Source organism: Bacillus sp. VT 712 (genome assembly GCF_001614195.1).
In the GTDB taxonomy this organism is placed as follows: domain Bacteria; phylum Bacillota; class Bacilli; order Bacillales; family Bacillaceae_H; genus Priestia; species Priestia flexa.
Genome location: NZ_LWBK01000013.1, coordinates 26070 through 38510, shown reverse-complemented (window position 1 = coordinate 38510; position 12441 = coordinate 26070). Strand labels below are relative to the sequence as shown.

Sequence of the window (12441 nt, the reverse complement as noted above, 5' to 3'; positions counted from 1 at the left end):
TGCCATTCAACTTGCTAAGCAGGCAGGTTTAACTGTCATCACAACAGTTTCTAAAAAAAATCATGAGTATGTGAAATCATTAGGTGCAGATTACGCCATTGATTATAAAGAAGAAGATTTTGTGAAAGAAACTCTTGCTATTACAAATGGATTAGGTGTTCATGCTGTGCTTGACACGGTTGGAAGAGAAAATGCAAACAAGGCACTAGAAGCACTTGCGTTTAACGGGCAAATCGCTTTTATTGCAGGTCCACCTGATGTGAATAGCGCCATTTCATTTGCACATCCACTTTCTTTTCATCAAGTTGCATTAGGCAGTGCTCATCAATCAGCTAATCGTCACGAGCAAGCAGCTCTAAAGAAAATGGGCGATAACATGTTAGAGCTTGTGAAAGAAGGAAAGCTAGATCCGCTTGTTGAGAAAACTATTTCTTTAGATGAGGTTCTACAAGCACTAGCACAGTTAGCTAGTCGCACTATGACAGGGAAAATCATTGCAGTGCTATAAGCATAAAGAGTTTGGGACATAACAAAATGATGGCTTCTAAAAGACGAACACTCGCTGTTCCCATCTCTTTGATTTGTCTCAACACGTTCGTTCCATTGCGCTACGGTCACTCGCTTTCCGCGGGGAGGAACCTGAGCTTCCTCGCTTGCGCTGCAGGATCTCCGTTTTCCCTCTCTTTCCCGCAGGAGTCGAGTGTCCTACGTTCCCTTCCACCCTGTTTCCAACATTGTTTTCACAACCAAAAAAACCTGAACGATTAAAAGTTATGAACTCTCAATCGTTCAGGTATAGTAGAAGCTGAACTACTTATGTCTCAGTCTCTTTGTTTATTATTAATGCTTTACAGGACCTTGAATGCCCATGCCTGTGTTTGCTTTTACTAGTACTTCATCAAACTTCTTCGCATCCGCTTTTTCACTTGAAACAAGCGTGCCGATAATAGCAGCTAAGAACCCAAGCGGAATTGAAATGATGCCTGGGTTAGTGAGCGTGATGAGAGGTTCTCCAACAAAGATGGCTGCTCCTGCTTCCGGTGACCAAACGTTCGGGCTAATTGCTACAAGAATCAGAGAGCTTAGTAAGCCTACAAGCATACCCGTTACGGCACCTGTTGTATTAAATCGTTTCCAGAAAATCGTAAATAAAATGATTGGTAAGTTTGCACTAGCAGCTACTGCAAAGGCAAGTGCTACTAAAAAGGCTACGTTCATATTTTGAGCAAATAATGCAAGAATAATGGAGACAATTGATACACCAATTGACGCCCAGCGTGCCGCAACAACCTGTTCTTTTTCCGTTGCTTCACCGCGACGAACGATATGGCTATAGAAGTCATGTGCGAAAGCTGAAGCTGCTGATAAAACGAGCCCCGCAACAACTGCTAAAATCGTTGCAAACGCAACGGCTGATACAAAAGCAAATAAGAAATCTCCGCCTAAAACTTGGGCTAATAGCGGAGCAGCCATGTTACCAGCTGCGTTTGCCGCAACAATTTCATCGTATCCAACAAAGGCTGCAGCACCGAATCCTAAGAAGATGGTCATAATGTAAAACGCACCAATAATCCATGTTGCATAAATAACGGATTTTCTTGCTGTAATTGCGTCCCTTACCGTAAAGAAACGGATAAGAATATGAGGTAATCCTGCAGTACCAAGTACTAAGGCTAAGTTTAAAGAAATCATATCCAGTGGGTTGGTAAACTTGTTTCCAGGGTTTAAAAAGCCTTCGCCAAGAGGTGTTGCCGTCTTCATCTCTGAAAACATTTTTACGATGCTAAAATCAAACTTTGCAAACACAATCACGGAAATAATAAACGTCCCAATCATTAATAAAATAGCTTTGGCAATTTGAACCCAGCTTGTTGCTGTCATACCGCCAAATACAACGTAAATCGTCATTAAAACACCAACAATTAACACGGAGTAGACGTAGTCAATTCCTAGTAATAAATGAATAAGTGCGCCTGCGCCTACAAGCTGTGCAATCATATAAAAGATTGAAATCGTAATGGTATTTAAAGCCGCAACTCCGCGAACTTTCTTTTGGTCAAATCGTGCGGCAATCATATCAGCCATTGTATATTTTCCAAGATTACGCAGTGGTTCTGCCACAACATACAAAACAACAAGGTAAGCAACTAAAAATCCAATGCTGTAAAAGAAACCATCAAATCCAGAAAGCGCTACCATTCCTGCGATACCTAAAAATGATGCGGCAGACATATAGTCTCCAGCAATCGCCATTCCGTTTTGTAGACCTGTTAAACTTCCGTCAGCCGTATAGAAATCACTGGAAGTTTTGGTTCGTTTAGAAGCTAAGTATGTGATTACGAGCGTTAATCCAACAATTACAAGAAATAGTGAAAATGCAAGAGCATTCATTAACAGATCCTCCTTTTTTAGCGAGCTTCAGCTTTAATTACTTCAACTAATTCATCAAATTTAGCTGCACGACGTGTATAAAGAATACACAGTGTCCACGTCATAATAAATTGAGCAAAAGCAAATACCCATGCCCATGTCATTGATAAAAAAGCAGGTTGATTTAATACGTTAGAATAAGCTGTTAAAATAGGTAGTGTAAAATAAAAAGCTAGGAAAAATAGTGATAATGGTAAAATGAAATTCCGTTTTGTTTTTAAGAGCTGTTGAAAAGATGGAGATTGAACAATTTTCGTATAGTCTGGTGAGGTAGGTTGTTCTTCGTTTTTCTGTAACGAGCTTCCGTTCATCGCCAATGAAAATACCCCCTTTAAATTAAGTTTGGAACATATTGAATAGATGTTCCTGTACACCGTCATTATATTGTTTTCAGAAAAAAAAGTAAATTTAGATTATATGACAAAAACTCAGAAATATCGACATTTCATCTAGCCGTGAAAAAGTAAAAGGCATGGATGTTGCAGCTGAGAAGAACTAGTATATATAATTGTGAAATAACGATAATAAGTTAAAAAAGAATATATATCTCATAAAATCATCAATTTTTCCGGAAATATCTTTTTTTGAGATAATAAAAAGATAGGCTTATGTATTAAAGAAACACTTTTTCATTTAGAAGATATTTATATAATTCTGTTATATATGATATAAACAATATTAAAATATGTTATATAACAGAAAATGAGATGACAGAAAAAAGGTGACACGATGGCATTTGGATTAAAGCGTGAAGAGTTATACGCATGGAAGGAAGCTGTGAATCGAGGAGAGGTTGCATTTTTAACTCACTATTGGATCGATGATCGGTTTCCAGGTGCAACAACGGTAACAAAAGTAGGTTGCAGCGATATAGAAAAGCTCATTCAATGGGGGGAGAAATATAATATTCCGTCTAAATATATTGATAATCGTTCAGGCTACCCTCATTTTGATTTACTTGGACAACGACAGCGTGAAATATTAGCAGCAGAAAAGAAGTTAGATCAGTTAGAGAGATTTGAAAAAAACGGCTCGAAATGAGCCGCTTTTTACGCTGCTTCTTTATTCAATTTCCTCATTACAAGCCATATGTAAAGGCCAATAGCGCCGTATGAAATAAGTGTGCTTACTACTAACGCAGCAGACTGTGACATTGAAAAAAAGTCTACAACAACTTCAGGTAAATAAAGAAAAATAGGAATCAAAATACTGACCCATGTTTTAGACCAAATCGATATGGCTACTAAGAATGTAATAGCCACTAGTGCACTTAACAATCCACTTAGCGAATACAAGCCCCCGGAAACCACGAAAAGCTTTGTTTCTGTGTTTTTCTCTAGGAACACAAGCGCAACAAACCCACCAATCGATAATAAATTGTAAGGGATAAACAAAGTTAGCAAAGCTAATCCTGACAATTGTCTAGCAGCCACAACACGAAAGAGACTTAGCAAAATAAGCAGCATAACCATAATGAAAATAGGCATGCCAATAAGTGTGTAGGCAGAATACGCAATATTACCGTGAATGGCATCACCAAGCAAGCTGTAAGCAAATACTCCTAAAATAATCATTGGTAAGTATTTTAACCATCCCATTAAGTCAGGCTTCATTTCACTTGATAAACTTTCCATATATGCTTTTGGGGATTGACCGACAATGTGGTGAACACTTTTGCCGTCTTGTTCCGCATCCCATAAATGATGAGATAACTCAAGGATAATATCTTCTGTTTCCTCTTCGTTTTTTCCACTTGAAAACAAATAAAGGCGTAAATTTTGTAAGAAGTCCGTGCTTTCTTTTGATAACGTCATATTCATTCTCCTTTCTTTCTTTTGTTGTTCATTAACTGATTAACGCTGTATGATAATGAATTCCAACGTTCTTGAAAGTCCTTTAGTTCTTGTTGTCCTTCAGGTGTTAACGTATAATACTTTCGCTTTGGACCGTTAGGCGAAGCTTTCATGATGCTTGTGATAAGCTTTTCTTTTTGCATACGGAGAAGAAGTGGATAGATGCTTCCTTCACTGACCATATGAAAACCGTGCGCTTCCAATTTTTCAATCATTTCATATCCATATGTTTCGCCTTTTGAGATGATAGCTAATAAGCAGCCTTCTAAAATTCCTTTTAACATCTGAGTTGAAGACACAAGCCGTTCCTCCTTAACTATCTTGCAATATAAGATAGTTGATTAAAAAATGTTACTATTTTGCATTACAAGATACATAATACTAATTTTTGTAAAAATATTCAAGTGGTTTCACGTTTAATTAGTAAAAATCGTGGAATAGCAATTGTAGAAGTTCTTTATATTCTCTTTTATAGGGAATTTAAAAAGAATGAGTTTCTTTATTTGATAAAAATATATATGGTATTTATAATGAAATTATCATTCGGCTAAAGGAGGAGCTTAAAATGTCTGAAGTGGGTACATTAAAAAAAGGATTAGATATCTTCTCTTTACTGATAAAAGAGCCGAATATGACAATTTCTGAAATGATGAATGTGCTTCAATACAATAAAAGTACGATGTATCGCTTGGTGAGTACGCTTGAACAAAACGAGTTCATTGAAAGAACGGCTGATCACCGCTATCGTGTTTCGACTGTGCTCATGTCACGGCTATCGGGTGGGAACAGCTACGATTTAAACTGGTTTTCTGTTCCACCAATGGAGCAGCTCAATCAACAAACAAAGGAAACCATTTATGCGGGAGTTATTTCCGGTAACAAAATGGTGACAACTCAAGTTGTGAGCGGGGAATATTATAGCACGCGTACACATTCAGAAGTAGGGAATAAAAAAGCAATTCACGCAAACGGTATTGGGAAGTGTATTCTTGCCTATCAGTCAGCAGAAGTGCAAAATCAAATCATTGAACAACTAACGTTTGAAATCTTTACTTCTCAAACGCTTACATCTCGCACAGATTTGGAAGGCGAGCTACATAAAATTCGTGAACAAGGCTATGCAGTTGATAATGAAGAAGGGGAAATTGGTTTAAGATGTATTGCAGCGCCTGTACGAAAAAATGGGCAGGTCATCGCTGCTGTAGCACTTTCGGGTCCTTCTGGTCGTGTTTCTCACGATAAAGATGAGTATCACGCTAAGCTTGTTAAAAAATGTGCCGATGCAATTTCTCACACAATGACTCACAATTTGTGATTCAAATATACAGTTATAGAGGGGATGAATGGTAATGAACAATTTACAATCAACAACAAAGTTAGCAAACGGCGTTGAAATGCCATGGTTTGGTCTAGGTGTATTTAAAGTAGAAGATGGACAGCAGGTAATTGACTCTGTGAAATGGGCAATTAATGCAGGGTACAAAAGTATTGATACAGCCAAAATTTATGAAAATGAAGAGGGCGTAGGACAAGCTATTAAAGAAGCTGGTGTACCACGTGAAGATCTTTTCATTACAACAAAAGTATGGAATGCAGACCAAGGCTATGAGTCAACGTTAGAAGCATTTGAAACAAGCTTAAACAAGCTAGGTCTTGACTACTTAGATTTATACTTAATTCACTGGCCGGTAGAAGGCAAATATAAAGACACTTGGAGAGCGCTAGAAAAGCTATATAAAGATGGCAAAGTAAAAGCAATCGGCGTGTCAAATTTCCAAATTCATCACTTAGAAGATTTAATGAAAGACGCTGAGATAAAGCCAATGGTTAACCAAGTGGAGCTTCATCCATTATTAACTCAAGTAGAGCTTCGTGATTTCTGTAAAAAGAATGATATTCAAATTGAAGCTTGGTCTCCGTTAGCTCAAGGTGAATTATTAGATAATGCAGTATTGAAAGAGATTGCAGATAAGCATGGTAAATCAACAGCACAAGTCATCTTACGCTGGGATTTACAAAGCGAAATCGTAACAATTCCAAAGTCTATTAAAGAGCACCGCATCGTTGAAAATGCATCAATCTTTGACTTTGAATTATCTCAGGAAGATATGGCGAAGATTAATGAACTAAACAAAAACCATCGCGTTGGTCCAGACCCAGATAACTTTGATTTTTAATAAAAAAGAATGATAAAGAGCGTCGCTTTTTCCTAAGCGACGCTCTTTTATTGTTCATGTTGTCTACCTGTATATTAAGCACATAAGAGATACTCTCTATAAGCTAACCGAGTTTCTTCTATTATATATGTGTTTTTTTAAAGAGAAAGAGAACTGGTAAAAATATTTGTATTGTCAACAAAGCAAAATCGTGATATATTATCATTGTAAACGGTTACATATAAAGGAGGGAGGCGTTCGTATGGTAACAATTCGAGACGTAGCGAAGCATGCTGGTGTATCTGTTGCAACGGTTTCTCGCGTGCTTAATAGCACAGGGTATGTACGCGAAGATACGAGAGAAAAAGTAATGCAGGCAATTACATTACTAAACTATAGTCCAAACGAAGTAGCGCGATCTTTGTATAAGCGTGAGTCACGCTTGATTGGATTGTTGCTTCCAGATATTACGAACCCATTCTTTCCACAGCTTGCGCGCGGTATTGAAGATGAAGTGCACAGTCAAGGATTTCGTCTTTTATTTGGAAATAGTGATGAAGATTTAAAAAAAGAAGCGGCTTATTTACATACGTTTACTCAAAATCACGTTGTAGGCATGATTACAGCCAGAACGATATCTGATGATGAAACGTATAAAAGACTGGGTTTTCCAGTTGTCTTTTTAGACCGTACATCACCCCAATATCCATCTGTATATGCAGATGGAAGAGAAGGTGGAAGAATTGCTGCACAAGAAATTATTAAAAGAGGAAGCAAACAAATTACTTTATTAAAAGGTCCTCCAAACGTAAAGCCAGCTCAAGAGCGGTTTCAAGGTGCACTTGAAACGTTAAGCGGAGCAAACGTTGACTTTCAAGTGATGAATACAACTTCGTTTTCATTTCATGAAGCAAAGAAATGGGCAAAAGAACTGTTTGAAAAGCATGCTAATACGGATGGAGTAATTGCCAGCAACGATATTGTGGCAGCAGCTATTTTACGTGAAGCGTTACAGCTGGGAAAATCAATTCCAGATGAGTTACAAATTGTTGGATTCGATGATATACCTCAAAGTGAACTGTTATTTCCAGCTCTTTCAACAATTAGGCAGCCCGCTTATGAAATGGGAAAAGAAGCAGCAAAACTTCTATTAAAATATATTAAAAAAGAAATTGTTCAAAATAAGCATATTGAATTACCCGTTACGTTTATTGAACGAAATACAACAAGAAAGGTTGATTAACATGGTGAAAATTTCGGTTATTGGTAGCTCATCAATGGATTTAGTAGTTACTTCTAGCAAGCGTCCAAGTGCTGGAGAAACAGTGCTTGGAGAGTCGTTTAAAACTGTTCCAGGAGGAAAAGGTGCAAATCAAGCGGTAGCAGCTGCAAAGCTTGGAGCAGAAGTGTACATGATTGGTCGAGTAGGTGATGATCATTATGGAAAAATCATTTTAGATAACTTTAAGGAAAACGGTGTTAATATAGATTATGTGGAACCGGTTACACATATGGAAAGCGGCACAGCGCATATTATTCTCGCTGAAGGCGATAACAGCATTGTTGTCGTAAAAGGAGCGAACGACTTTATTACGCCAGAATATGTAGAAAGTGCAAAAGAAATCATTAAAGCATCTGATATTGTACTTATTCAGCAAGAAATTCCGGAAGAGACGGTGGAATATGTAGCTTCTCTTTGTAAGGAAGTGAATGTGCCTCTTTTATTAAATCCAGCTCCAGCAAGACAGTTAAAAGAAGAGGTCATTGAGCAAGTGACGTACTTAACGCCAAACGAGCATGAAACAATGGTTTTATTCAAAGAAAAAGCGAAAGAAGAAGTGCTCCATAAATATGCGAATAAGTTATTTATTACAGAAGGTAAAGCAGGCGTACGCTACTTTAACGGAAAGGAAGAAGTGCTTGTTCCTTCATATAAGGTAGAAGCTGTTGATACAACAGGAGCAGGAGATACATTTAACGCTGCTTTTGCCGTAGCGTTAGCTGAAAAGAAAAGCTTTGATGAAAGTATTCGTTTTGCAAACAGAGCAGCTTCATTATCCGTAACAAAGTTTGGAGCGCAAGGCGGTATGCCAACTAGAGAACAAGTAGAAGGGAACTTATAAAAATGAAACGCCATGGAATCTTAAATAGCCATATTTCAAAAGTGTTAACAGATCTTGGTCATACGGACATGGTTGTCATTGCGGATGCAGGTTTACCAATTCCAGATGGAGTACCTCGTATCGATTTGTCTTTAAAACTAGGTGTTCCTAGTTTTAAGGACGTCGTGGATGCTGTACGCGATGACATGGTTATTGAAAAAGTGATTGTCGCACATGAAATTAAAGAAAATAACAAAGAAACAATGAGCTATATAAATGAAGTCTTTTTTGATACAGAAAAGCAGTTTGTTTCACACAAAATACTGAAAGCGTTAACAAAAGAAGCGAAAGTCGTTATTCGAACAGGAGAAGTAACGCCCTATGCAAACTGTATCTTACAAGCAGGAGTTATCTTTTAAAAGGGGTGAACAATATGCACATTAAAATGTCAAATATTTATAAAGCATTTGGTGCAAACCAAGTACTTTCAGGTGTTGACTTTGAACTGCTTCCCGGAGAAGTTCACGCATTAATGGGAGAGAACGGTGCGGGTAAATCAACGTTGATGAATATCTTAACCGGCCTCCATAAACGAGATGAAGGCAGAATTGAAATTGATGGCCAAGAGCGCTATTTTTCAAATCCAAAAGAAGCCGAACAAGAAGGAGTTACCTTTATTCATCAAGAGCTGAACGTGTGGCCTCATATGACGGTTCTTGAAAATTTATTTATTGGAAAAGAGCTTTACTCACCGCTTGGAATTTTGAAAACAAAAGAAATGAAAGAGCAGGCTAAAAAGCAGTTTGATCGCTTAGCTGTGACCATTCCACTTGAGCAAGAAGCAAGCTTATGCTCTGTTGGTGAACAGCAAATGATTGAAATTGCCAAAGCGTTAATGACGAATGCGAAAGTAATCATTATGGATGAACCGACAGCAGCGTTAACAGACCGTGAAATTGAAAAGCTTTTTGAAGTGATAAATGGATTAAGAGCACAAGGTGTATCCATTGTTTACATCTCGCATAGGATGGAAGAGATTTTCACCATTTGTGACCGTATTACCGTTATGCGTGATGGGAAAACAGTGGATACAACACCAATTCTTGAAACAAGCTTTGACGACGTTGTACGTAAGATGGTAGGACGTTCATTAACGGATCGATTCCCAAGCAGGCAAACGAAAATTGGAGAAACGGTATTGGAGCTAAAAAGTTTAACAAGAAAACATGCTTTTCATGACATTTCATTTTCTGTGAAATCGGGAGAAGTTGTTGGGGTAGCTGGTCTTATGGGTGCTGGACGTACTGAAATCATGCGTGCCATTTTCGGTCTGGATGCTATCGATTCAGGAGAAGTTTGGGTAAACAACAAACCTGTCAAAATTAAAACGCCAGATGAAGCAGTAAAGTACGGAATCGGCTTTATCACAGAAGATCGAAAAGATGAAGGGCTTGTATTGGATTTTTCAATTCGAGAAAACATTGCGCTTCCAAACTTAAAAAGCTTTTCAACAAAAGGGATGATTGCTGAAAAAAGTGAGCGAGAGTTTGTCGAGCTTCTTATTAAGCGTTTAACGATTAAAACGCAATCAGCTGAAATTAGTGCGGGTAGCTTATCGGGAGGAAATCAACAAAAAGTAGTTATTGCGAAATGGATTGGTATTGGACCGAAGATATTAATTTTAGACGAACCGACTCGAGGAGTAGACGTTGGAGCTAAGCGTGAAATTTATCAGCTTATGAACGAGCTCACAGAGCGCGGAGTGGCGATTATCATGGTCTCTTCAGAACTTCCGGAAGTGTTAGGGATGAGCGATCGTGTTTTAGTAATTCATGAAGGAAAGCTAGCGGGAGAATTATCAAAAGAAGAAGCAACGCAAGAAAAAATTATGACATATGCAACAGGAGGTCAGTAACATGAATACGCCTAATGATTTACAGTCAAACAACGGGAATTATATGTCTAACATGATGCAAAAGCTAGGGCCGCTACTTGGACTCTTTATTTTAGTAGTCATTGTATCTGTATTAAATCCTAGTTTTTTGGAACCGCTTAATATTTTAAACTTACTTCGCCAAGTAGCGATTAATGCATTGATTGCATTTGGAATGACATTTGTTATTTTAACAGGGGGAATCGATTTATCCGTCGGTTCAATTTTAGCTTTATCCAGTGCATTAATGGCTGGCATGATTGTATCAGGAGTTGATCCGATTTTAGCGATTTTGATTGGGTGTTTATTAGGAGCTGCAATGGGTGCAGTGAACGGCTTGTTAATTACAAAAGGGAAAATGGCACCTTTTATTGCAACACTGGCTACAATGACTATCTTTAGAGGCTTAACGCTCGTTTACACAGACGGTAATCCCATCACTGGACTTGGAGACAATTACTATTTCCAACTATTTGGTCGTGGCTATTTCTTAGGCATTCCAGTACCAGCTATCACGATGATGCTTGCATTTATTGTATTGTGGGTTATTTTACACAAAACGCCGTTTGGACGTCGTACGTATGCAATTGGTGGTAATGAAAAAGCTGCGTTTATTTCCGGAATTAAAGTACCACGGGTTAAAATTATGATTTATTCATTAGCAGGATTATTAGCTGCATTAGCCGGAGCAATTTTAACATCACGCTTAAATTCTGCTCAGCCAACCGCTGGTACTTCTTATGAGCTAGATGCCATCGCAGCAGTTGTTTTAGGTGGAACAAGCTTAACAGGTGGTAAAGGACGCATCGTCGGAACGCTGATTGGTGCACTTATTATCGGAACATTGAACAACGGCCTAAACTTACTCGGCGTTTCTTCGTTCTACCAGATGGTTGTGAAAGGGATTGTTATCTTGATTGCGGTACTAATTGACCGTAAAAAAGCAGCGTAGGAGGGATCATCGTGAAAAAAGTATTATTACTAATTATGTCTTTGTCCGTTTTGTTATTGGGAGCTTGCTCATTAGAGCCTCCAACTTGGGCAAAGCCTTCTCAAAGTGGAGATATTAAAGATATGAAAATTGGCTTATCGGTTTCTACTTTAAATAATCCATTCTTTGTTTCGTTAAAGAATGGCGTTGTAAAAGAAGCGAAAAAACAAGGTATTGAAGTAATTGTCGTTGATGCACAAAACGACTCTGCGAAACAAATTAACGACGTGGAAGATCTATTACAACAAGGAGTTAACGCACTGCTTATTAATCCTACGGATTCTTCGGCTATTTCAACAGCGGTTCAGTCAGCAAACGGTATTGGAGTACCGGTTGTGACGCTTGACCGTTCAGCTGAAAAAGGAAAAGTAGAAGCGCTGGTAGCATCTGATAATGTAAAAGGTGGCCAAATGGCTGCAGAATATGTGGTGAAAACATTAGGAGAAAATGCAAAGGTTGCGGAATTAGAAGGAGTACCTGGAGCTTCAGCAACGCGTGAACGTGGAAGTGGGTTCCATAATATCGCAGATGAGCAGCTAGACGTTGTAGCTAAACAATCCGCTGATTTTGATCGTACAAAAGGGTTAACCGTTATGGAAAATGTCCTGCAAGGAAACCCTGATATCCAAGCGGTATTTGCGCATAACGATGAAATGGCACTAGGCGCTATCGAAGCGATTACTAGCTCTGGAAAAGACATTGCGGTCATCGGGTTTGATGGCAATGAAGATGCTCTTAAAGCCGTTGAATCAGGTGCACTAACTGCAACCGTTGCTCAGCAGCCAGAGCTGATTGGAGAGCTTGCTGTAAACGCAGCGAAAGATGTGTTGCAGGGTAAAAAAGTTGAAGAGAAAATTTCTGCACCATTAAAGCTTGTTACAAAAGAATAATAAAAATAAAGATATAAAGCCTCTTATCTAGTAAATTAGACAAGGGGCTTTACTATTGTGAGAAAGTAAGAAATGTATGATGTTTT

General features: G+C 38.3%; 14 protein-coding genes. 10 read left to right on the top strand and 4 right to left on the bottom strand.

Translation table 11 applies throughout. From position 1 onward, the window contains the following. The first annotated feature begins 4 nt into the window (after positions 1 to 4). Positions 5 to 508: a zinc-binding dehydrogenase gene (locus A2U94_RS21795; RefSeq protein WP_226372970.1), complete on the top strand. Its 504-nt coding sequence runs from the start codon at positions 5 to 7 to the stop codon at positions 506 to 508. A gap of 332 nt (positions 509 to 840) precedes the next feature. Here A2U94_RS21795 and A2U94_RS08210 read toward each other — a convergent pair whose 3' ends face one another. Together A2U94_RS08210 and A2U94_RS08205 are read right to left on the bottom strand one after the other, a co-directional pair. Further along, complete coding sequence (locus A2U94_RS08210) at positions 841 to 2391, bottom strand: solute symporter family protein (RefSeq protein ID WP_025910374.1); 1551 nt, start codon at positions 2389 to 2391, stop codon at positions 841 to 843. A 17-nt stretch (positions 2392 to 2408) separates the two neighbouring features. Further along, positions 2409 to 2741, bottom strand: coding sequence for a DUF485 domain-containing protein (locus A2U94_RS08205; RefSeq protein WP_035320939.1), 333 nt, complete (start codon positions 2739 to 2741; stop codon positions 2409 to 2411). Between the two features lie 418 nt (positions 2742 to 3159). On the opposite strand from A2U94_RS08205, the gene A2U94_RS08200 reads away from it, so the two are divergent. Next, entirely contained in the window at positions 3160 to 3471 is a 312-nt protein-coding gene (locus A2U94_RS08200) for a hypothetical protein (RefSeq protein ID WP_025910376.1), read from the top strand. Positions 3472 to 3479: 8 nt separating this feature from the next. Here A2U94_RS08200 and A2U94_RS08195 read toward each other — a convergent pair whose 3' ends face one another. Together A2U94_RS08195 and A2U94_RS08190 are read right to left on the bottom strand one after the other, a co-directional pair. After that, positions 3480 to 4244: a hypothetical protein gene (locus tag A2U94_RS08195; protein ID WP_025910377.1), complete on the bottom strand. Its 765-nt coding sequence runs from the start codon at positions 4242 to 4244 to the stop codon at positions 3480 to 3482. A gap of 2 nt (positions 4245 to 4246) precedes the next feature. Continuing rightward, positions 4247 to 4582, bottom strand: coding sequence for a PadR family transcriptional regulator (locus tag A2U94_RS08190; protein ID WP_025910378.1), 336 nt, complete (start codon positions 4580 to 4582; stop codon positions 4247 to 4249). 266 nt (positions 4583 to 4848) lie between these two features. Here A2U94_RS08190 and A2U94_RS08185 point away from each other — a divergent pair, with 266 nt between their 5' ends. From A2U94_RS08185 to rbsB, 8 genes are all read left to right on the top strand, one after another. Next, on the top strand, positions 4849 to 5598 hold the full coding sequence (locus A2U94_RS08185) for an IclR family transcriptional regulator (protein WP_025910379.1): 750 nt from the start codon (positions 4849 to 4851) through the stop codon (positions 5596 to 5598). 34 nt (positions 5599 to 5632) lie between these two features. Further along, a complete protein-coding gene (pgoN, locus tag A2U94_RS08180) occupies positions 5633 to 6460 on the top strand; it encodes a glyoxal/methylglyoxal reductase (RefSeq protein ID WP_035320935.1) in 828 nt (275 codons plus the stop codon). A gap of 241 nt (positions 6461 to 6701) precedes the next feature. Then, positions 6702 to 7682 (top strand): LacI family DNA-binding transcriptional regulator, encoded by a 981-nt coding sequence (locus A2U94_RS08175; protein WP_025910381.1) that lies wholly within the window; start codon positions 6702 to 6704, stop codon positions 7680 to 7682. 1 nt (position 7683) lies between these two features. Continuing rightward, positions 7684 to 8562 carry a ribokinase gene (rbsK, locus tag A2U94_RS08170; RefSeq protein ID WP_025910382.1) on the top strand — a complete coding sequence of 293 codons (879 nt, stop codon included), beginning with the start codon at positions 7684 to 7686 and terminating at the stop codon, positions 8560 to 8562. A 2-nt stretch (positions 8563 to 8564) separates the two neighbouring features. Then, positions 8565 to 8960 (top strand): D-ribose pyranase, encoded by a 396-nt coding sequence (gene rbsD / locus A2U94_RS08165; RefSeq protein WP_025910383.1) that lies wholly within the window; start codon positions 8565 to 8567, stop codon positions 8958 to 8960. Positions 8961 to 8974: 14 nt separating this feature from the next. Next, positions 8975 to 10456, top strand: a complete 1482-nt coding sequence (locus A2U94_RS08160) for a sugar ABC transporter ATP-binding protein (protein WP_025910384.1) — start codon at positions 8975 to 8977, stop codon at positions 10454 to 10456. Between the two features lies 1 nt (position 10457). Then, entirely contained in the window at positions 10458 to 11426 is a 969-nt protein-coding gene (gene rbsC / locus A2U94_RS08155; RefSeq protein ID WP_025910385.1) for a ribose ABC transporter permease, read from the top strand. A 35-nt stretch (positions 11427 to 11461) separates the two neighbouring features. Then, the gene (rbsB, locus tag A2U94_RS08150; RefSeq protein WP_242529457.1) at positions 11462 to 12355 is read left to right on the top strand and encodes a ribose ABC transporter substrate-binding protein RbsB; all 894 of its coding nucleotides are present in this window, start codon (positions 11462 to 11464) and stop codon (positions 12353 to 12355) included. Positions 12356 to 12441: the final 86 nt, after the last annotated feature.